This window comes from Rhizobium sp. AP16 (assembly GCF_000281735.1).
GTDB lineage: Bacteria > Pseudomonadota > Alphaproteobacteria > Rhizobiales > Rhizobiaceae > Rhizobium > Rhizobium rhizogenes.
Window position 1 is genome coordinate 78,795 of the sequence record NZ_AJVM01000001.1, and the last position, 19,369, is coordinate 98,163.

At 60.8% G+C, this 19,369-nt stretch carries 16 protein-coding genes; 7 read left to right on the forward strand and 9 right to left on the reverse strand.

The window, feature by feature from the left end:
* Positions 1-9 precede the first annotated feature (9 nt).
* The 6 genes from PMI03_RS00340 to PMI03_RS00365 all read right to left on the reverse strand — a co-directional run bounded on the left by PMI03_RS00340 (position 10) and on the right by PMI03_RS00365 (position 4,559).
* Complete coding sequence (locus PMI03_RS00340; protein WP_007688757.1) at positions 10-777, reverse strand: ABC transporter ATP-binding protein; 768 nt, start codon at positions 775-777, stop codon at positions 10-12.
* A gap of 49 nt (positions 778-826) precedes the next feature.
* Complete coding sequence (locus PMI03_RS00345; RefSeq protein WP_007688758.1) at positions 827-1,849, reverse strand: ABC transporter substrate-binding protein; 1,023 nt, start codon at positions 1,847-1,849, stop codon at positions 827-829.
* Positions 1,850-1,997: 148 nt separating this feature from the next.
* A complete protein-coding gene (locus tag PMI03_RS00350; RefSeq protein ID WP_007688760.1) occupies positions 1,998-2,900 on the reverse strand; it encodes an alpha/beta fold hydrolase in 903 nt (300 codons plus the stop codon).
* Between the two features lie 24 nt (positions 2,901-2,924).
* Positions 2,925-3,632: a GIN domain-containing protein gene (locus PMI03_RS00355; RefSeq protein ID WP_007688762.1), complete on the reverse strand. Its 708-nt coding sequence runs from the start codon at positions 3,630-3,632 to the stop codon at positions 2,925-2,927.
* Between the two features lie 34 nt (positions 3,633-3,666).
* Positions 3,667-4,236 (reverse strand): DUF1700 domain-containing protein, encoded by a 570-nt coding sequence (locus PMI03_RS00360; RefSeq protein ID WP_007688764.1) that lies wholly within the window; start codon positions 4,234-4,236, stop codon positions 3,667-3,669.
* A complete protein-coding gene (locus PMI03_RS00365) occupies positions 4,233-4,559 on the reverse strand; it encodes a PadR family transcriptional regulator (protein ID WP_007688766.1) in 327 nt (108 codons plus the stop codon). The genes PMI03_RS00360 and PMI03_RS00365 overlap by 4 nt, the downstream gene beginning before the upstream one ends.
* 179 nt (positions 4,560-4,738) lie before the next feature.
* On the opposite strand from PMI03_RS00365, the gene PMI03_RS00370 reads away from it, so the two are divergent.
* Positions 4,739-5,710: a dienelactone hydrolase gene (locus PMI03_RS00370; protein WP_039973551.1), complete on the forward strand. Its 972-nt coding sequence runs from the start codon at positions 4,739-4,741 to the stop codon at positions 5,708-5,710.
* Between the two features lie 53 nt (positions 5,711-5,763).
* On the opposite strand, the gene PMI03_RS00375 is transcribed toward PMI03_RS00370, so the two are convergent.
* Entirely contained in the window at positions 5,764-7,485 is a 1,722-nt protein-coding gene (locus PMI03_RS00375) for a penicillin-binding protein 2 (protein ID WP_052034240.1), read from the reverse strand.
* A gap of 297 nt (positions 7,486-7,782) precedes the next feature.
* Between PMI03_RS00375 and PMI03_RS00380 the strand changes: the two genes are divergently transcribed.
* The 3 genes from PMI03_RS00380 to PMI03_RS00390 all read left to right on the forward strand — a co-directional run bounded on the left by PMI03_RS00380 (position 7,783) and on the right by PMI03_RS00390 (position 10,917).
* Entirely contained in the window at positions 7,783-8,757 is a 975-nt protein-coding gene (locus PMI03_RS00380; protein WP_409033791.1) for a GAF domain-containing protein, read from the forward strand.
* 218 nt (positions 8,758-8,975) lie between these two features.
* Positions 8,976-10,493: an aldehyde dehydrogenase gene (adh, locus tag PMI03_RS00385; protein ID WP_007688778.1), complete on the forward strand. Its 1,518-nt coding sequence runs from the start codon at positions 8,976-8,978 to the stop codon at positions 10,491-10,493.
* Positions 10,494-10,575: 82 nt separating this feature from the next.
* Positions 10,576-10,917, forward strand: coding sequence for a DUF779 domain-containing protein (locus PMI03_RS00390; protein WP_007688780.1), 342 nt, complete (start codon positions 10,576-10,578; stop codon positions 10,915-10,917).
* Between the two features lie 115 nt (positions 10,918-11,032).
* Here PMI03_RS00390 and PMI03_RS00395 read toward each other — a convergent pair whose 3' ends face one another.
* Complete coding sequence (locus tag PMI03_RS00395) at positions 11,033-12,967, reverse strand: methyl-accepting chemotaxis protein (protein ID WP_007688782.1); 1,935 nt, start codon at positions 12,965-12,967, stop codon at positions 11,033-11,035.
* 411 nt (positions 12,968-13,378) lie between these two features.
* On the opposite strand from PMI03_RS00395, the gene PMI03_RS00400 reads away from it, so the two are divergent.
* Together PMI03_RS00400 and PMI03_RS00405 are read left to right on the forward strand one after the other, a co-directional pair.
* Entirely contained in the window at positions 13,379-14,656 is a 1,278-nt protein-coding gene (locus PMI03_RS00400) for an ABC transporter substrate-binding protein (protein ID WP_007688784.1), read from the forward strand.
* 29 nt (positions 14,657-14,685) lie between these two features.
* On the forward strand, positions 14,686-16,386 hold the full coding sequence (locus tag PMI03_RS00405; RefSeq protein ID WP_007688786.1) for a DapH/DapD/GlmU-related protein: 1,701 nt from the start codon (positions 14,686-14,688) through the stop codon (positions 16,384-16,386).
* 46 nt (positions 16,387-16,432) lie between these two features.
* Here PMI03_RS00405 and PMI03_RS00410 read toward each other — a convergent pair whose 3' ends face one another.
* Entirely contained in the window at positions 16,433-17,506 is a 1,074-nt protein-coding gene (locus tag PMI03_RS00410; RefSeq protein ID WP_007688788.1) for an alkene reductase, read from the reverse strand.
* A 353-nt stretch (positions 17,507-17,859) separates the two neighbouring features.
* On the opposite strand from PMI03_RS00410, the gene PMI03_RS00415 reads away from it, so the two are divergent.
* Positions 17,860-19,227 carry an acetyl-CoA hydrolase/transferase family protein gene (locus tag PMI03_RS00415; RefSeq protein WP_007688790.1) on the forward strand — a complete coding sequence of 456 codons (1,368 nt, stop codon included), beginning with the start codon at positions 17,860-17,862 and terminating at the stop codon, positions 19,225-19,227.
* Positions 19,228-19,369 lie beyond the last annotated feature (142 nt).

The following is a 19,369-nucleotide window of genomic DNA, read 5'->3' on the forward strand; positions in this document are numbered from 1 at the left end:
GTGGTGATGTCAGACATTGACCAGCTCCTTGTCGGCGGCCATGGCCTCTTCCCGCATCAGCTCCCAGAGCTGCTTCTGCTTTTCCTCCAGCACCGGATCGCCGAGATGGCGGTCGGCAAGCGGAATATCGATATCGACGATGTCGCGAATACGTCCGGGACGACGGGAGAGGACGACGACACGGTGACCCAGCCGCACAGCCTCGTTGAGGTTGTGGGTAACGTAGACCGACGTGAAGGGCTGGCGGGTCCAGAGCGAAATCAGGTCGTCCATCAGCAGTTCGCGGGTTTGGCTGTCGAGCGCCGAGAGCGGCTCGTCCATGAGCATGACAGCGGGGCGAACGGCAAGGGCGCGGCTGATGGCCACGCGCTGGCGCATGCCTCCGGAGAGTTGCTTGGGAAGCGTGCGCCGAAATTCGGAAAGGCGCGTGCGTTCCAGGACATCCGTGACGATCGCGTCCATCTCGCGTTTGCCGATGCCATGATCCTCGAGCACCAGCTTGATATTGCCTTCGACCGTGCGCCAAGGCAGCAGGGCAAAGTGCTGGAACACATAGGTTAGCGGATTGAGCGAACCCGCTGGCGGGTTGCCGATTTGCAGGACCTCGCCGGATGAGGGGCGTTCGAGGCCGCCGAGGAAGCGTAGCAGTGTGGACTTGCCGCATCCGGACGGGCCGATCAGACAGACGATCTGGCCCTGCGGGATGTCAAGGGAAATGTTCTTCAGAACCTCGACGGATCCGTATCGGTGGCTGATATTCTTGAGCTTCAGGTCCATATGTCCTCCAGGCGGGAGCCTTGAGAGCCCCTGCATTCAGCCTCGGTCGTCAGATGGTCTTGACGTAGGACGTGTCGAAGAGCTGCTCGTTGGTGATCGCTTCCTTGACCATGCCTTCGGACTTGAACCATTCGAGCTGCTCCACGCAGCTGCCGAGCGAGAGTGCCAGGCCGTTGTTGATACGCATCGCGCCGTCGATCAGGTTCTGCTTGGCGGTTTCGAAGGGGCTGTCGCTTTCGACGTATTTGTGAACGATCTTCGCCAGGTCGTCGCGCTCGGCGTCGTTGGCCTTGTTGTCGACGAAGGCCGCATTGTAGTCCGCAATCGCCTTGGAATAGGCTTTGACGAAGGCCTCTGTCAGCTCGCGCTCGTTCTTGGCATTCTTGGTTGAGGTAAAGGCCGTCGTCACCTGGTAGTTCGGCGCATAGTCGGAGACGAGGCCTATCTGCTTGGCAGCACCTTCCCGGAGCATCTGCTTGGCCACATTCGGCTGGATCGCCCAGGCATCGATCTGCCCGGTCGACAGCGCGCCGACGATGGCGCCGAGCTTTTGTAGCGGGCGAAGCTGGATGTCCGAGAGCTTGATATTGTTCGCCTGCGCGATCTTGTGGATCATGAAATGGAAGGACGAGCCGGCTGTGGTGATGCCGAAGCTCTTGCCGGCAAGCTTTGACGGATCCGTCAGGCCTGCATCGTAGGCCTTGTTCGAGGCGAGGATGATGGCGCCGACCGTTCCCTTTTCCTCGGTGAGCGCGCCGCCGATCACCTTGACCGCGTCCTTCTGCGCCAGGCTGATGAGGCCGCCGCTCATGGCGGTCACGCCGAAATCCGCGTCGCCGGAGGCAATCGCCACCGCCATGGGCTGGGCGGCTTCGAAGAATTTCAGGTCGATGTCGAGCCCGGCTTCCTTGTAGTAGCCGCGTTCATAGGCGATAAAGCTCGGCGCGTGGCTGGCAAGATGCAGAACCGCGAGATTGCGGGTCGCCGCGCGCGCCGGCATGCCGAAGGTGGCGGCAGCGCCGACTGCGCCCATGCCGATAAGCGCCTGGCGGCGGTTCAAGGTAAGCGTCATTCCGGTGTCTCCTCCGATGGGACATCGCCTAGGGGCGTCTTCGCTCCTGTTTGCCATTGGCTGCCGCGGAAGGCAACCAACCGTGACGATGTCTCCGGTACCTTCTGCGCCTAAGCTTCAGGTAAGGAGGCAGGCTACCCGTCGGGTGTCATCGAGCGATCTTCTCCAGGAAGGGCAGCAGCGCGCCGAGCACCTCCTCGGCTGCGGTTTCAGGCAGCAGGTGGCCGCCGCCAATGCCGATGTCTTCGACATTTTCCGCCCAGTCCGCCCAGATGTTCAATGGTTCCCGGCCGCCGCCATAGAGCCGTCCTGCTTCGGACAGAACAAGGACCGGTGCCTGGATCTTGCGCCCGGATGCGCGATCAATGAGATCGTCGGCATCATCGGTAGTGGCGCCGGCCCTGTAGTCCTCGCACATGGCGTGCCGCACCTCCTCCCTGTCGAATGCGGCCCGATAGTCTTCGAGCGCCAGCGGGTGAAGCCGGTCGATACCGAGAGCCATCTTGTCGAGGGTGAGGTCGATCAGGAAGCGCGGGTCCGCCGCCATCAATTTTTCGGGCAGGGGCGCGGGCTGCGCCATCATGAACCAATGCCAGGCGCCCATGCCGAAAGCCTTGCTGGCACCCTCCCACATCTCCGGCGTCGGCACCACCGTCACCGACACGAGCGCAGTCACCGCTTCCGGATAGTCGAGCGCCATGCGGTAGGCGACACGGCCGCCACGGTCGTGGCCGACGACGGCGAAGCGTTCATGTCCGAGTGCTTTCATCATCTCATGCAGGCATTTCGCCATCCGGCGTTTTGACCCGGCACCTTCGGTGTCAGCGACAAGGTGGCTGTCTCCGTAGCCGGGCAGGTCCGGGATGACCACGCTGTAGTGGGTTGCGAGAACCGGTGCGATGCGATGCCAGGCAGAGCGTGTCTCCGGATAGCCATGCAGAAGCAGGACCGCCCGCCCCGAACCGCCGGTCAGCACAGCCAACTCGGCTTGGGCTGTCTCGATGCGCCTGTCCTCGAAATCAGGGAAAAGCGTATTTGCGTGTCGATACATGGCTTAATTTTCCTGCTGGAGTGGTTACGGCACTTGCCTGATACGGCCGCTGCCTCTGATTTCCGAACGGCGTAAGATCGGACGGCCGAAGAGCTCGACGTTGCCGCTTCCGGAAATCGAGACGTCCGCATCCGCTTGCGCGGCAAGTTGCACATCGCCACTGCCGCGAACCTTGATCTCAGCGGATTTGGCGGTCAGGTTTTTGAGGCGCGCTGCGCCCGAACCCGAGATATCCAGGTCGACCGTATCGGCGGCTCCGGTGGCGGCAACGCTGCCGCTTCCCCGGATGCTCAGCCGCAGCAGAGGCTGGTTGATCTGCGACAGGGTAAGGTTGCCGCTGCCGAGCAATTTCCAGTCGGCTATCGCCGGTCCTGACAGGCTGACATCGAGCCGGGTGTCAATCCAGCCCGGATCGCAATCCAGGCTCAGCTTTCCGCCTTCCATCCGCACATGGTCGAGAAGGGCGGGATCGCCGCTGATGATTGCCTCCGCCTTGTCTCCCGGCTGGTAGCGGACCGAGGCCGGCAGGTTGATCACCAGCCTGTCGACGGCGGTAAAGGGCAGGATAACCTGCTGGCTGGTGGATGCGGCTGATCCGCAGGTGGACGGCATCGCCCCCCACAAATGCCTCGCCTCGGCCCAATCTCGTCCGGACAGTCCGATACCCAGCGCCAGAAAGACGACTGCACCGATCAATCCCGCTGTCGCGATAAATGCCAACTTTCCAGTCATTGTCCCGTTCCTTCAACGTGGTGTCATGCAACGCTCAAGCGCGCTGGTCCAGTTCAGCCAGGCGGAAATGCAGCCGGGCGTAGTGTCCGAGCATGCGTATGCCAGCACTCAGTCCCATCAACAGCAAAGCGCCGCCGCCCAGGAGGCAACTTACCAGTCCGGCGCCGATGAGCAGGCGCGCTATTATTCCGATGATCGGTCCGCCGAAGTCGAACAGCAATGTTGTGAAGATGATTTTCACCCCGACCGCGCCGATAGCGACCAGCGCGATCGCAAGGCCAAACGTGATGACAACCGTGACGATGAGCAGCGGCAGCAGGAAAAGGATATCGACAATGGCGAGGCCGGCTAGCGCCATGGCCGCCGCCAACATGTTCGACATGCTCCAATGGGCCTCGAAACGGCGCAGCCCAGCCTCGGCTCGCAGTTCCCTGGCAATTCTGGCAGGATCGCCCAATGCCGCCGCGACCTCCGCCTCGCTGCGGCCGGAAGCATCGGATTCGGCGAAATGGGCAGCGTAGTCGGCGACGATATCCTCGATCTCTTGAGGCGGCAGGCCGGCAAGCCCCAGTCTCAGCGTGCGCAAAAAGGCGTCCCTGGTCATGGCAAATCCTCAAGAAGTTTATCGACGGCGCCCGCAAAGGAACGCCAGTCGCGGCGATGCGCTTCGAAAATCGTCCGGCCGAGCGGCGTGAGCCGGTAATACTTGCGGGGTGGACCGTTGCTCGATTCGACGATGCGAGTGGCCACCAGGCCGTCATTCTGCATCCGTCGCATCAGTGGATAGATCGTACCTTCCCCCATGCCGACGGCGGCAACCAGCGTGCTGGCGATTTCATAACCGTAGCTTTCACCCCGCGACAGCACGGCCAGGACGCAGAGGTCAAGGGCGCCTTTTCGCAATTGGACTTGGATAGAGTCGGTCATGAATGCCTCGAGTTTACAATATGCATATAACAAGCTATCTGTTTATGCAAGGTAGTGGATCGGCTTTGTGAAGTTGCTCGTCGGTAATCCCGACGCGACCACGGTCGTTCATGGCTGGCTCGCATGGTTACGGCCGCAACTGCAACCCTACCGGCTCGTACCTCTCGTCAAACGGAGCAATGACAATGATCCGCCTGCGCTTCTTTCTTGCCGCCTTCTTTTGCCTTGCGGCCCCGCTGGCGCATGCCGCCGGCTTCCAACTCATCGAGATTCCGGCCGATGGGCCACTTCCAGCGCTGAAGGGAGGGATCTGGTATCCCTGCGCTCAGCCGGCAGGCGATGTGACCATCGGCCCCTTCACCATGTCGGTTACCAAGGATTGCCCGATCATGGGCGAGACGCTGCCACTTGTCGTCGTCTCACATGGCAGGATCGGCAGTGCTCTCGGCCATCGTGACACGGCCGAGACGTTGGCCGATGCCAGTTTCGTCGTCGTCGCAATCAGCCATCCCGGCGACAACTCACTGGACCAGAGCCGTACCCGCGACTTCTCGGTCTTCGTCGAGCGGCCGGCCGACATCAGGCGGGTGATCGACTTCGTGCTCGGCCCATGGCCGAACGCAGGCAAGATCGATGCCAGGCGCATCGGCATGTTTGGCTTTTCGCGCGGCGGATATACCGGGCTTGTCGCAATCGGCGCCAATCCGCACTTTGGAAAACGCCTGAGGCTATGCGACGGCAACAGCAGTGCGCTATGTGATCAAGTTCACAAGGGCGAGCTTCCGGAGCTCGCCCATGATCCACGCATCAAGGCCGCGGTGATCGCCGATCCGCTCAGCGTCTTTTTCACGCCGGATAGCTTCGAGAACGTCAAGATACCCGTACAGCTATGGGGCTCCGAGCGTGGCGGCGACGGCGTGACGCCGGAAAGCGTGGTGGCGATCAGCAATCAATTGCCGACAAAACCCGAATTTCACGCGGTACCCAATTCCCAGCATTTCGATTTCCTGCCCCCGTGCCCGGCCGAATTAGCAAAGTCTGCGCCAGAAATCTGTGCCGACCGTTCGGGCTTCGATCGCGCCGAATTCCATAGGAAGTTCAATGCCGAAGTACTCGCCTTCTTCCGCAAGCACCTGGTGGACGTGCAGTAGCTGTAGAAAGAGCGTCTAGTCCCTCTACCCGGCTGTCATTTGGCTTTGCAGGCTCAATAAGCTGTCAGCAGGTTCTGCCCAAAATTCGGCTCGACACCGAGCAGTGGCGCAGCGCGGCTGACGATGTCGTGAACCATGGGTGCCGCCGTTTCGGCGGCGAGGTTCAAATTGTGCAGGCCCGTCAGCGGCTGGTCGATGAAGGACAGCACCACATATCTAGGGTTTTCCATCGGGAAAGCGGCGAGGAAGGAATTGAAGCTCAGCTTGTGTGAATAGACGCCATTGATCACCTTGTTCGCCGTGCCCGTCTTCCCGCCGACGTGGAAGCCGGGGACATCGGCAGTCTTGCCGGTGCCCTGTTCGCCGTTCAGCTTGAACAGATATCTGATGACGTCGCTGGTGCTCTTTTTAACGACCATCTTTTCGGTCTTCTCAGCGTCTTCCCGTGTCCGTGGCAGGAAGGTGGGCTCGATCAGCTCACCACCGTCGATGAGGGCGGCTCCAGCAACTGCCGTCTGCATCGGCGTGGTGGCGACGCCATGGCCGAAGGCGATGGTGATCGAGTTGATCTTCTTCCACACTTTCGGCTGGCTCGGAGCTTTCACCTCGGGTAGCTCCGTCTGCATCCTCGAGAGCAAGCCGAAGCGGGTCAGATAGGTCTTCTGGACGTCCATCCCGACCTTGTCCATGATCTTTGCGGTGCCGATGTTGGACGAGTAGCGGAAGATTTCGGGTACGGTCAGCCAACGACGCGGGACGTCGCGGTCGTCGTGGATGGTGAAGCCGCCGTAGTGTAGGGGTGCGCTGGCATCGAATGTGTCGGTCAGCTTGATCGTGCCGGTGTCGATGGCCATCGCGATCGAGAACGTCTTGAACACCGAGCCCATTTCGTCGGTGCCGTCGGACATGCGATTTAGCCAACCCTTGATGTCCGCCTGCGGGTCATTCGGATCGAAATCGGGAGCCGATGCCATGGCCAGCACCTCGCCGGTATGGATATCGAGGATGACCGCACCGGCCGACTGAGCCTGATATTGGCCGATCGCATCCGACACGACGTTGTGTACGATGTTCTGGACACGAAGATCGATCGACAGATGGACAGGCTGCAGGCTGTCGCGGCTCGTCATGCCGGCGGAGGTGAGATCTGAAAGCCCCTGCCCATCGAGATACTTCTCGATGCCAGCGACACCATGGTTGTCGATGTCGACATAGCCGAGGATATGGGCGGCGGTGCGTCCCCCCGGATAGAATCGCTTTACCTCCGGGCGGAAACCGATTGCTGGAATTCCAAGCCCCAGAACCTCGTTCTGCTGTTTCGGGGTCAGCTGGCGCCGCAGCCACGCGAAGTGCGATCGCTTGTCTGAAAGCTTTTGATACAACGTCTTTTTATCGAGGTCAGGGAATAGTGTCGAAAGCTTCTCCACCGCCTCGTCGACATCGACGATATGAAACGGCTCGGCAAACATCGACACCGTCCGTATATCGGTCGCCAGAAGCTCGCCGTTGCGGTCAACAATGTCGGGGCGCCACGCAATCACGGGACCAGACGGGATATTCGCCGTATCGACCGCCGGCTGAGAGTCGAAGTAGACGAGCTTTCCGCATATGGCGAGATAAGCCATCGTGAGCACGCCAGCCAAAGTCAGGATACGAGACTTTGCCTGCCTGTTCTTGCGGCCCGATGCCACAATATTGCGCCTGCGTGCCCCGGAACTGAATGTCAATTCCACGAGACGACCGCTCTTTATACTGAACGTGTGAAGGATCGACATTTCTATGCAAATTCAGAGGATTGAGGAGGGGAAAGAGGGGTTTCCTATAAGCCTGATTTTTAGGTTAAGGCGTTTAAATAAATCTTAACAGCACATTAAATTTTGTTCACAAAGCTTACGCATGTTTTCCCGTCCAACGGCATTGGAGCCCATTCTCAAAACACCATTCGCCCTCGATATCGCCTGATCCAGCCACATGCCGGTTTATGCGACTGCGCTTAAACTTAGCTTGACGGCAGACGTAGCAACGCTACCCTCTCCCACAACTGACGACCGCTTGGGCTTTGGGAGGAGACCGTGGGAATGTCGGACCGCGAATTGCATGCCTCGCAGGTTCAATCCGCCCTGGTGGGAAGTGCGGCGGCGCAATCGGCTGTCGTTGCGTCCTGGAGCCGTTCCATGCGCCTCTATGGACTCGACCCCGAAGACGGGGCGTCGCCGGATGTTTTGACGGAAGCCGAGTTCAGGCAGGTGCGCGAGCGCCTGGGATCGCTTGTGCAGACGGCGCAGGCAAGCCTCGATCGCCTCTATTCGGCGGTCGGCGGCGCCGGATGCTGCGTGCTTCTGGCAGACAAGGATGGCGTGCCGGTCGACCGGCGCGGATCGGTCGCCGATGACGCGGTCTTTTGCAAGATGGGCCTTTGGACCGGTGCGGTCTGGAGCGAGGAGCGCGCCGGCACCAACGGCATCGGCACGGCGCTTGCCGAACAGCGTGCATTGACCATCCATCGCGACCAGCATTTCTTCAGCCGCAACACGGCGCTGTCCTGCACGGTCGCGCCGATCTTCGATCATCGCGGTCGGTTGATGGCGGCAATCGACGTCTCTTCGGCCCGGTCCGACCTGACGGAGGATTTCGTCAAGCTGATTGCGCTTGCCGTCGGCGAAGCCGCCCGGCATGTCGAGGCTGAAAACTTCCGCCTTGCCTTTCCGAAGGCGCGGATCGTGCTGGCGCAGAGCGGTGCCGACCCCCTACAGGAGCGCGCCGCGAACGCTCTGCTTGCCGTCGATGACGACGATCTCGTCATCGGTGCGTCCCGCTCGGCCCGGCATCTTCTCGGCCTGACCGACGAAGCGCTCAGCAGGGCGCTGCCGGCAGCCGACCTCCTTGGCCAGCGCAAGACTGCGCGGCAGGACTACGCGACGGCTGAGCGAAGTGTCATTCAACGCGCTCTCGCTCGCACCTCCGGCAATATTTCCGCCGCCGCAATGATCATGGGCATCAGCCGCGCCACCCTGCACCGAAAATTGAAGAAGCTCGGCTTCGACTGAGCGCCGGTCGCGCTTAAGCCGGTGCTGCAGCGATATCGCAGTGCGACCTGTCGCAAAACTGCGACATCTTACCGATCTTGTTTCATCCCCTGGGGAGACAGAGCCGCAGACGCGGCGTCATTGTGATGCCGGTGCCGCGGAGGCGGCATTGTCACAATGTACGGTCTTCGCCGATGCGAATCCTTGCATCCCGAAGACCTCGCCAGGGAGGAAAACCAATGAACAAGGTAGAATTTCACCGAACCGTCAGGCCGAACTTCAAGAAGCGCTACGGCAATTTCATCGGCGGCAAATTCGTCGAACCGAAATCCGGGCGCTATTTCGAAAACACCTCGCCGGTCAACGGCCAGGTGTTGTGCGAGATTGCTCGATCCGATGCGCAGGACGTTGACGCCGCTCTCGATGCGGCCCATGCCGCCAAGGATGCCTGGGGCCGCACCAGCGTCGCGGAGCGCAGCCTTCTGCTCAACAGGATCGCCCAGGTGGTGGAAGACAATCTGGCGCTCTTGGCACAGGCCGAGACCTGGGACAACGGCAAGCCGATCCGCGAAACGATGGCAGCCGACCTTCCACTCGCCGTCGATCATCTGCGCTATTTCGCCGGCGTCATCCGGGCGCAGGAAGGCAGCATTTCCGAAGTCGACCATGATACGGTCGCCTATCATTTCCATGAGCCGCTCGGAGTCGTCGGCCAGATCATTCCGTGGAACTTCCCGCTGCTGATGGCGATCTGGAAGCTTGCGCCCGCGCTGGCCGCCGGCAATTGCGTGGTGATCAAGCCGGCCGAACAGACCCCGGCATCCATTCTGGTCTTCGCCGAGCTGATCGCCGATATTCTGCCGCCCGGCGTCCTCAACATCGTCAACGGCTTCGGTCTCGAGGCCGGCAAGCCTCTGGCATCCAGCCCGCGCATCGCCAAGATCGCCTTTACCGGCGAGACGACGACAGGCCGGTTGATCATGCAATATGCCAGCCAGAACCTTATTCCGATCACGCTGGAACTGGGCGGCAAATCGCCGAACATCTTCTTCAAGGATGTCGCCGAAGAAGACGACGATTTCCTCGACAAGGCGATCGAAGGCTTCGTCATGTTCGCTCTCAACCAGGGTGAAGTCTGCACATGCCCGAGCCGTGCCCTGATCCATGAGTCCATCTACGACAGGTTCATGGAAAAGGCTTTGAAGCGTGTCGAGGCCATCGTCCAGGGCGATCCGCTCGACCCGGCAACGATGATCGGAGCGCAAGCGTCCAGCGAGCAGTTGGAGAAGATCCTCTCTTATCTCGACATCGGCAAGCAGGAAGGCGCCGAGGTGCTGATCGGCGGTGAACGCAATGTCCTGCAGGGCGATCTGGCCGCGGGCTATTACGTCAAACCGACGGTCTTCAAGGGCCACAACCGCATGCGGATATTCCAAGAGGAAATCTTCGGGCCTGTCGTCTCCGTCACCACCTTCAAGGACAATGACGAGGCGCTTTCGATCGCCAATGATACGCTTTACGGTCTCGGCGCTGGTATCTGGAGCCGCGATGTCAACACCTGCTATCGCTTCGGCCGCGCCATCCAGGCCGGGCGCGTCTGGACCAATTGCTATCATGCCTATCCGGCGCATGCCGCCTTCGGCGGCTACAAGCAGTCCGGTATCGGTCGCGAAAACCACCTGAAGATGCTGGAGCATTATCAGCAGACGAAGAACATGCTCGTCAGCTACAGTCCGAAGAAGCTCGGCTTCTTCTGAGCCCGAGACGTCTGTTCCGAGCGTAACTCGCCGGAGGCGGAGCAACGGGCTCCGCCTCCGGACATCATTGGGAGGAAGCATCATGAACGATCAGGTCAGCGCCACCCCGGCCGCCCTCGATCTCATTAAGACTTTGCAGTCGGAATACGGGCCGATCCTGTTTCATCAGTCGGGCGGCTGTTGCGATGGCTCCTCGCCGATGTGCTATCCGCAGAACGATTTCATCGTCGGAGATCATGATGTGCAGCTAGGGGAAATCGGCGGTGCGCCGGTCTATATCAGCGGGCCGCAATACGAAGCGTGGAAACACACGGAACTGATCATCGACGTCGTGCCCGGCCGGGGCGGCATGTTCTCGCTCGACAATGGCCGCGAGGTGCGCTTCCTGACACGCTCACGCATCTGCGCCGTTCCGGGATCCTAGCCGTTTCGGATTACAGCGGTAGAACCCCATGAGAACGGCCGATCGTGATGATCGGCCGCTCCAATTGTCATATTGAATTCACGCAAATGTTTGCGCCTTGACCGTTGCGTACCGGTCAGAATTCTTCCCACGCACCGGCTGTTGCCGCAGCGCTGCCCGCCCCCCCGAAGGCACCGGCAAGCTTGGCACGGAGCGATCGGGCCGGCGAGGCCGCCGGGGCCGACTGCTGGGTGGCCGCAGCCGGCCGCTGATAGCTTCGATCGCCTTGGAGGGTGAACTGGCCGATCAGATTGTTCAGGGAAGCTACTTCCTTGGCGAGGCTATGGCTGGCCGCAGTGGACTGCTCGACCATGGCGGCATTTTGCTGCGTTCCCTGATCGATGGTGTTGACCGCCGTATTGATCTCCTGCAGGCCGGTTGCCTGTTCGCGAGCGGCTTCGACGATCGCCCGCACATTATGATCGATTTCCTCGACCTCCTTGACGATCTGTTGCAGCGAATCTCCGGTTTTTGTGACGAGGTCGACACCGCTGTGAACCTGCTGGCCGGATGTTGATATCAGTGCCTTGATCTCCTTGGCCGCCTTGGCGGAGCGCTGCGCCAGTTCACGGACTTCCTGGGCAACGACCGCAAAGCCCTTGCCCGCGTCGCCGGCACGGGCCGCCTCGACGCCTGCATTCAGCGCCAGGAGGTTCGTCTGGAATGCAATGTCATCGATGACGCCGATGATGTTGCTGATTTCGCTCGACGACTTCGAGATTGCCTCCATCGCGGCAACCGCCTCGCGCATGACGTCGCCCGATTTTTGCGCGCCGATGCGGGCGCGGCCGACCAGCGAACCTGCTTCCTCTGCCCGCCGGGTGGAGTCCTTGACGGTGGTTGTGATCTCTTCCAGCGCCGCGGCGGTTTCCTCGATTGAAGCAGCCTGCTGTTCGGTCCGCTTGGAAAGATCGTCGGATGCCGAGCGGATCTCGTTCGCGCCGGCCTCGATGGCCTGGGCATTGTCGCCGACGGCGCGCAGCGTATCCTGGAGCTTCGCCATCGAGGAATTGAAGTTGGCACGGAGCTGATCGAGATGGGCAACGAAGGGTTTGTCGATGCGATAGGTCACGTTGCCGTTTGAAAGCTCGGCGAGGCCCGCGGCCAATCCATCGACGGCAAACTGGGTGTCGGCCGCATCCTTCGCCTTCTGTGCCTCGCGTTCGAGCCTCTCCTTTTCCGAGAGGTTGCGGCCGGCATCGGCTTCTCGCTCCAGCCGAATGCGCTCGATTGCATTGTCGCGGAAGACCGACACGGCTGCGGCCATATGACCGACCTCATCCTGACGCTCGATACCGGACACAGCTTCCTCGGTCTCGCCTCTGGCCAGCGACGCCATGCGGGCGCGCAGCCGCTCGATCGGTGTCGTGATGCCACGGGCGGAGATCAGGAGGGCAATCAGGATTGCCGTGGCAAAGATGATACCGAGCGCAATCAAGGTATAGGCGATGGTATGGTCCGTTTGCTCGCTAAGTCTGTTGCTTTCGGCGGCTAAGTTCTTGTTCAAGGCGTCGAGCCAGCTGCGAACTGTCAGCATCTGCGTCTCGATAAGGGGATCCGCCTGCTTCAACAGGCGAGTGGCCGTATCATTGTCATCAACCATACCAGCCCTCACGGCCTGATCCGTCAATGCAATGATAGTGTCGGCCTGAGCCTTGAACGTGTCTATTGTTTTTGCCTCGGCGGGCATGAGACGCTTAGCGTTCGCGAGGCGTTCGAAGAGAACCTTCTTGTTGTCGTCATAGTCCTTGGTAATTTTTTCTATTTTCGGGTCTTTTGAGCTGTAGACCAGGACTTGATAGGTATTGTAGCTGAGCGCTGTCATCCGCTGACTTGAGCGCGATATCTCTACTGCGGCCGTTTCGTCTTTCGAGATGAAATCGGAATAGGTCGAGACGGTGTTTTTGTATTGGCTTGAAACAACGAGGACGCCCGCTATCCCAATCAGGCAGATCGGGATAATAATGGACAGAACCTTTGTTCTGATCTTGGCGTTCTGCAGGAATGACATAACTTGGCTCGCGCGTGATGAAGTTCAGGCGATCGCTCGGCGATAAGGGTCGTCGCACGCGTCAGCGATGGTCTGCTTCGAGATCGGGGGGATTGATTACAGAGAGGGAGCGTCCTGCTCGTCGCCGTTGGCGCTGTACCGTTAGAGGACCATGCCTGGCTGAAAAAACCATTAATGAGACCGAATTCGACAGCGATTTGTTAAAATGCATGACGATCTCTTCGAAAAGCCAAACATGCGGTTGCATCAATCGTCTCTTTGCTGATCGCTGCTTCGTATTGTTCGCAGCAGCGGGTCTTGACAGCAGGCGTATTCTTCCTCCTTATAACGCACAATTTGGTTACTTATCGAGAGCGATATCATCGCCCTGACGATCGAACCAAATCCAAACGGCTTGGAGGGAGGAAATCCATGTCTGTTGAAACGACCCGCAGATCCGTGCTGATGGGGGCCTTGGGTTTGGCCGGCGCGATGACGTTCTTCGGTGCGGCATACGCTGAGACGACGCGGCTGCGTCTTGCCTGGTGGGGCGGCAATGAGCGTACCCGCAGAACGCAGGAGGTGCTGAAGCTCTATCAGCAGCATGTCACCGGCGTTGAGCTTGCGGGCGAGGTCAGCAACTCGGAATACTTCACGAAACTCGCGACGCAGGTTGTCGGGCGCAGTGCACCGGATATTTTCCAGCTCGAACCCAACAGCTTCGCCGATTTCGTCAAGCGCGACTGCGTGCTTGCCCTCGACGGTCTCATGCCCAATCCGATTGATGCCGCTGGGATCAGTCGCGCCATGCTGGATCTTTGCGCGGTCGACGGTAAGATCTGGGGCATCCCCCAGGCCCTCAACTCCTTCGCCATGATGTACGACAAGGATGCCTTTGCGACCGCCGGCGTGGCGCCGCCCGACGCCCAAACCAGCTGGGATGATTATGCGGATCGCATGGTCGAGCTGACCAAGGCGCTCAATCGTCGCCGGTACTGGGGCTCTTGCGACGCCAGCGGCTACAGCTACGCCTTCCAGGTCTGGCTGCGCCAGCGCGGCCGCGACCTGTTTACCGCCGATCAGGCTCTGGGCTTCGGCAAGGACGATGTGGCCGAATGGTTTGCCTACTGGGACAAGTTGCGCCAGCGCGGCGGCTGCGTGCCGGCCGATGTCGCAGCGCTCAGCCCGGATTCGACGATCAACCTCATGCCGTTGATCCAGGGCAAGGCGGCGACGAGCTTCGCCTTTTCCAACCAGATCGTCGGCATGCAGGCGACAACGCCGGTACAGCTGGCAATGACCATGTTTCCGAATGGAGGCGCCGGGGCAAAACCCGGGCAGTTCTATCGGCCGGCGAGCAGCTGGTCGATCTACGCGCAGTCCCCAAATCCCGAGGCGGCCGCGCGCTTCGTCAATTTCTTCGTCAGCGATCCCGAAGCGGCCAAGATCCTCGGCGTGGAGCGGGGTGTGCCGATGAGCCCAGCGCTGCGCGCATCGATCCTGCCGACGCTACGACCGGTCGAGCGGGCCACGGTGGAGTATATCGATGCCATCGCGGATAAGGTTGGCCCCTATCCTCCGCCACCTCCGAAAGGGTCGCAGCAATTCGGCCAGCTGATGAAACGGGCGGCCGATGCGGTGGCCTTCAACAGTGCCTCCATCAGCGACAGCGCTGCTACTCTGATGAAAGACGCGCATTCCATTCTCTGAGTGCCCGCCGCAATTTGAGGAAAGATCCCATGCAGGCCGCTGCCAACACCCTAGAGGCGAGAGAGCATCTCACGGCGGAGTTCGATGCCCATCCCTGGCTGTTCGAACATCATGCGACGGCAGGGCAGCGAAGCGAGCAGGAAGCTTTCATTGCCGAACTGGCACAGCGCCTGCCGCTGCGGATCGGCGAGGCCTGTTTCCTGTCGCCCAGGGCGCACATCTTCCCCGACAGCCTGATGCTCGGCGACCGCTGCATTGTCGCTGCGGGGGTGCGGATCCATGGCCAGCTCATCGCGGGTGATCATTGCTCGTTCAATTTGAATGCGTCCGTGATCGGTCATGTCCGGATGGGATCCTGGGTCCGCGTTGCTGCCGGCGCGGTGCTGGCCGGCTTTGACCACATCGCGGACGATCCGGAGAAGCCGATCGCCTTGCAGGGCGTTTCCTTCAAGGGCATCGAGATTGGCGACGATGTCTGGATCGGCGCCAATGCGGTGGTGACCGATGGGATCCGGATCGGCAACCATTGCATCATTGCCGCCGGGGCGGTCGTGACGCGCGACGTGCCCGACTATGCGCTCGTCGGTGGCAATCCCGCGCGATTGATCCGTGATCGCCGCCGGCCGCGTTCTTCGTCACCTCCGGACCCTCTTGTGGCTGAAATAAAGGTCTTCAGCGATCGGATCGGAAAGGAGTGGTCCGGGATTCTCGCCGCCCATGCCGCGCCTACACCCGATCGCGCGTCGTGGTATCTGGATCCGCGCAACAACGGGAACGCACCGTTTCGCGCCGATTGCGATGCGATCCAGATCGCGGCGATGTTCGGCGCGGTTCCGGATCCCTTCACCAAGGAGGAGTGGACCGACCGGCTTGCGGCACTCCAGGATCCGGCGACGGGGCTCTGCTTCAATGCAGATACGGTCCAGGCTGTTCGCGACAATCCGCCGGCCGATCCCGGTGGCGACAATCTCTACAATATCCTTTGTGTCGGCTATGCCCTGGAATGCCTCGGTGCTGCCTTCCGTCATCCGATCGCCTGGGCGTCCCGCCTTGATCCCGGCACGCTGCAGCGCGCATTGGACGGTCTTCCCTGGGTCGGCAGGGGCTGGTCTTCGGGCGCCTGGGTCGATGCGCTCGGCACGGCTTACTACCTCAACACTCGCAGTTTCGGCGATCCGGGAGAGCTGGCGACCCTGATGGGCTGGCTGACCACCCGCGCGGATCCGGTGACCGGCCTCTGGGGCGGTCCGGTCGGCGACGACTGGCTGCAACCGGTGAATGGCTTCTACCGGCTGACGCGCGGAACCTACGCGCAATTCGGCATTCCATTGCCCTATCCCGAACGGACGATCGATGCCGTGCTGGCCCATCTGCGCCGCAACGGCCGGTTCGAGCGCGCCCGTTTCGATGCCTGCAATGTCCTCGACGTCGTTCACCCGCTGATGCTCTGCGCCCGGCAGACGGACTATCGCGCGGAGGAAGTTGCGGAGGTGATGCGGCATTTCCTGAGCGCGGCGCTCCGGCACTATACGCCTGGGCAGGGTTTTGCCTTTGCGCGGAGCGAGGCCCCCGGCCTGCAGGGCACAGAAATGTGGCTGTCGATCGTCGGTCTCATCCTGACATATCTGGGTCTGTCCGATGCGGCGAGCTTCCAGCTCGTCGGGGTGCATCGCTGGGATCCGGCGCTGCCTGTCGGCAATATCCGCTGGCCGGCGCTCGCAGTGCGATGACGCGCTTCACAGTGCGTCATCGTCTGTTGATCTCGCCGTTTCCCCGTCAGGCGGCGCCAGCCGTGTCCAGCGTGGGATAATCGATATAACCCTTCTCGCCGGCCGAGAAAAACGTGTCCCTGTCCGGCGCGTTGAGTGCCGCGCCCTTGAGGAAACGGGCGGGCAGGTCCGGGTTGGCAAGAAATGTGCTGCCGAACACGGTCGCATCGGCTTGTCCCTTGTCCAGTGCTGCCTCGGCCTTGGCCTGGTCGAGCCCGCTGCCCATCAGATAGGCGCCATTGAAAAGCGGCTTCAGAGCCGAATGATAATCGACTGTCGTTCCGAACAGCGCAACATGCAGATAGGCGAGATTGAACGTGTTCAACTGCCGGACGAGATAGGTGTATGTCTCCTGCGGGGTGGCGTCGGAAACGTCGTTGTAGTTCATCTCCGGCGAGATTTTGATGCCGACCCGATCGCTACCGGCCTCTTCGACCATCGCCTTCAACACGTCGAGGATGAAACGGGCGCGGTTCTCGATCGAGCCGCCATATTGATCCTCGCGCTTGTTGCTGCCTGAGGAGAGAAACTGTTCCGGCAGATATCCCGAAGCGCCATGCAGTTCCACGCCATCGAAACCGGCTTCGAGCGCCCGGCGGGTGGCCGCGCGATACCCGGCGATGACATCGGCGATTTCGGCGAGGCTCAGCGCGTGCGGCGTGACGAAGTCCTGCTGGCCGGTGGCCGTCCACGTCTGACCGGCCGGCTTGATGGCCGAGGGTGCGACGGGCTGTGCGTTCCCCGGAAGCAGCGAGGGGTGAGAGATGCGGCCGCAATGCATGATCTGCATGAAGATGCGGGCGCCGCGCGCATGGACTGCATCCGTCACGCGCTTCCAAGCGGCAACCTGGGTGTCGGTCTCGATACCGGGCGTGCGGACATAGCCCTTGCCCGTTGCAGCTGGGTATACGCCTTCGCTGATGATCAGCCCGGCATCTGCCCGCTGGCTGTAATAGGTCGCCACGATATCCGTGAGCACGCCGTCGTCGTCATTGGCACGGGAGCGCGTCATTGGCGCCATGACGAAGCGATTGGGAAGTTCGTACCGTCCGATCCGGACGGGTGTGAAGAGGTTGCTCATGTTTGGACGTGTCCTTCTTGGTTGCGTCCGCAATACATGGTCACTGCTTCGAACGGGATAAATAGAAGAAAATGGAAATGATTGGTCCGTTGATGGCGCAATGATGCGGAGCTTCTGGGCGACATGGCTCCGTGTGTGGCCCGCAACGCAAATCGCAGATTCACTCTCGCTATCGGAAGTGGCCGAACAGATGCTAGGATCGACGTTAGTCGATCGGGCCGCATTGCTTTGCGAAGTCTCGCTTGAAGGCCACGTCATTGCGCGTCCCGCCTTGCAAAACACAGGACGGTGATGATGTGATCATGGAAATGGATGCTGATTTGTTCTGAAGACTGCACTGGGAGGAGGGCCCAATGACCATGATCCATCAGGCGCTGTATCGCGAGCGGCTGACATCCGCAGAGAGGGCGGTCGCCATGATCCCGTCCGGCGCGAAGGTCGCCATGCCGCTGGCTGCCGGTCAGCCACCCGCCATCCTTGCGGCGTTTGCCGAACGAGCCCGCGCGGGAGCCGTTAAGAATGTGCGGCTCCATTATCTCCTTTGCACAGGCGTCGCCGGCACCAGCGTGTTCGATTTCGAGCTGCGCGATGTGATCGTCCCGATGAGTTATTTTCATGGGGGCGTGGAGCGCGCGCTCGACAAGAGGCGATCGGCGGAAGCGTTGCCCGCCGTCGACTTGGTGCCGTGCCATTTCAGCCAGGTGCCGCGCTCGATGATCGAGCATGTCGGCGTGGACACGTTGATTGCGACCGTCTCGCCGATGGATGCGGATGGCAATTTCAGCCTCGGGGCCAGTACCGACTACGCGCTCACGGTATCGCGGAAGCCCGGGATCCGGGTGATCCTCGAGGTCAATCCCAACATGCCCTATGTGCGGGGCGATTGCATGATCCCCGTATCAAGCGTGACGGCGTTGGTCGAAAATGATGCCGGCCTGCCGATCTTGCCAGCCGCCCCGCGCAATGAAGTGGATGATGCCATCGGTGCGATCATCGCGGGCCTGGTGGAAGATGGCGATTGTCTGCAAATGGGTATCGGTGCCTTACCCGATGCGGTGTGCTCGGGGCTTTCTCGTCATCGCCATCTTGGCATCCATACGGAGATGATGACGCCGGGGCTCGCCAGGCTGATCAAGGCAGGTGTGGTCGACAACAGCCGCAAGCAGACACATGTCGGGCGGTCCATCTTCACCTTTGCACTGGGAGATCAGGCGCTCTACGACTTCCTGAACAACAATCCGGACGTCGAAGCCTACCCGGTCGATTATGTGAACAATCCCTTCGTCATTGCCCAGAATGACCGGGTGGTGTCGGTCAATGCGACGCTGCAGATCGATCTGAACGGCGCGTGCAATTCGGAGTTCGTAAACGGAAGGCAATTCAGCGCATCCGGCGGCCAGGTTGATTTCGTGCGTGGCGCCTATGCCTCGCGCGGCGGGCGATCGATCATCGCCTGTCATTCCACCGCGGCGAAAGGCACGCTCTCGCGCATTGTTCCGGCGCTGACGGGACCGGTGACGACATCACGCAACGATACGCATATCGTCGTGACTGAGTATGGATGGGCGAACCTCAAGGGCAAGTCCGTGGCCGAGCGAGCAAGGGCGCTGATCGGGCTGGCCCACCCCGATTTTCGCGAGGATCTGGACCGGGCAGCCCATGGGGCAGGGCTTTATGCTGATGCTGCGTTGGATGCACGGGCTGTGAACACCGACCGTTGAGATGAGAAGGTCGTCGGTTCATATCCCTTCAAGAGCACCTTTTGCGGTTTTTGTTACCTCAACGGAATGACGAGGTCTGACCTTCGAACCCTTGCAAGGCGACGAATTACAACTCTTGAGCATCAGATAAAAAGGGCGTCTA

Excerpts from the sequence above, each read along its gene's own strand:
- PMI03_RS00400 (WP_007688784.1), top strand. The coding sequence starts at position 13,379 with ATGTCTGTTGAAACGACCCGCAGATCCGTGCTGATGGGGGCCTTGGGT.
- PMI03_RS00395 (WP_007688782.1), bottom strand. The coding sequence starts at position 12,967 with ATGTCATTCCTGCAGAACGCCAAGATCAGAACAAAGGTTCTGTCCATT.
- PMI03_RS00375 (WP_052034240.1), bottom strand. The coding sequence starts at position 7,485 with ATGTCGATCCTTCACACGTTCAGTATAAAGAGCGGTCGTCTCGTGGAA.
- PMI03_RS00350 (WP_007688760.1), bottom strand. The coding sequence starts at position 2,900 with ATGTATCGACACGCAAATACGCTTTTCCCTGATTTCGAGGACAGGCGC.
- PMI03_RS00405 (WP_007688786.1), top strand. The coding sequence starts at position 14,686 with ATGCAGGCCGCTGCCAACACCCTAGAGGCGAGAGAGCATCTCACGGCG.
- PMI03_RS00415 (WP_007688790.1), top strand. The coding sequence starts at position 17,860 with ATGACCATGATCCATCAGGCGCTGTATCGCGAGCGGCTGACATCCGCA.
- PMI03_RS00370 (WP_039973551.1), top strand. The coding sequence starts at position 4,739 with ATGACAATGATCCGCCTGCGCTTCTTTCTTGCCGCCTTCTTTTGCCTT.
- PMI03_RS00410 (WP_007688788.1), bottom strand. The coding sequence starts at position 17,506 with ATGAGCAACCTCTTCACACCCGTCCGGATCGGACGGTACGAACTTCCC.
- PMI03_RS00345 (WP_007688758.1), bottom strand. The coding sequence starts at position 1,849 with ATGACGCTTACCTTGAACCGCCGCCAGGCGCTTATCGGCATGGGCGCA.
- PMI03_RS00390 (WP_007688780.1), top strand. The coding sequence starts at position 10,576 with ATGAACGATCAGGTCAGCGCCACCCCGGCCGCCCTCGATCTCATTAAG.
- PMI03_RS00365 (WP_007688766.1), bottom strand. The coding sequence starts at position 4,559 with ATGACCGACTCTATCCAAGTCCAATTGCGAAAAGGCGCCCTTGACCTC.
- PMI03_RS00340 (WP_007688757.1), bottom strand. The coding sequence starts at position 777 with ATGGACCTGAAGCTCAAGAATATCAGCCACCGATACGGATCCGTCGAG.
- PMI03_RS00355 (WP_007688762.1), bottom strand. The coding sequence starts at position 3,632 with ATGACTGGAAAGTTGGCATTTATCGCGACAGCGGGATTGATCGGTGCA.
- PMI03_RS00360 (WP_007688764.1), bottom strand. The coding sequence starts at position 4,236 with ATGACCAGGGACGCCTTTTTGCGCACGCTGAGACTGGGGCTTGCCGGC.
- adh (WP_007688778.1), top strand. The coding sequence starts at position 8,976 with ATGAACAAGGTAGAATTTCACCGAACCGTCAGGCCGAACTTCAAGAAG.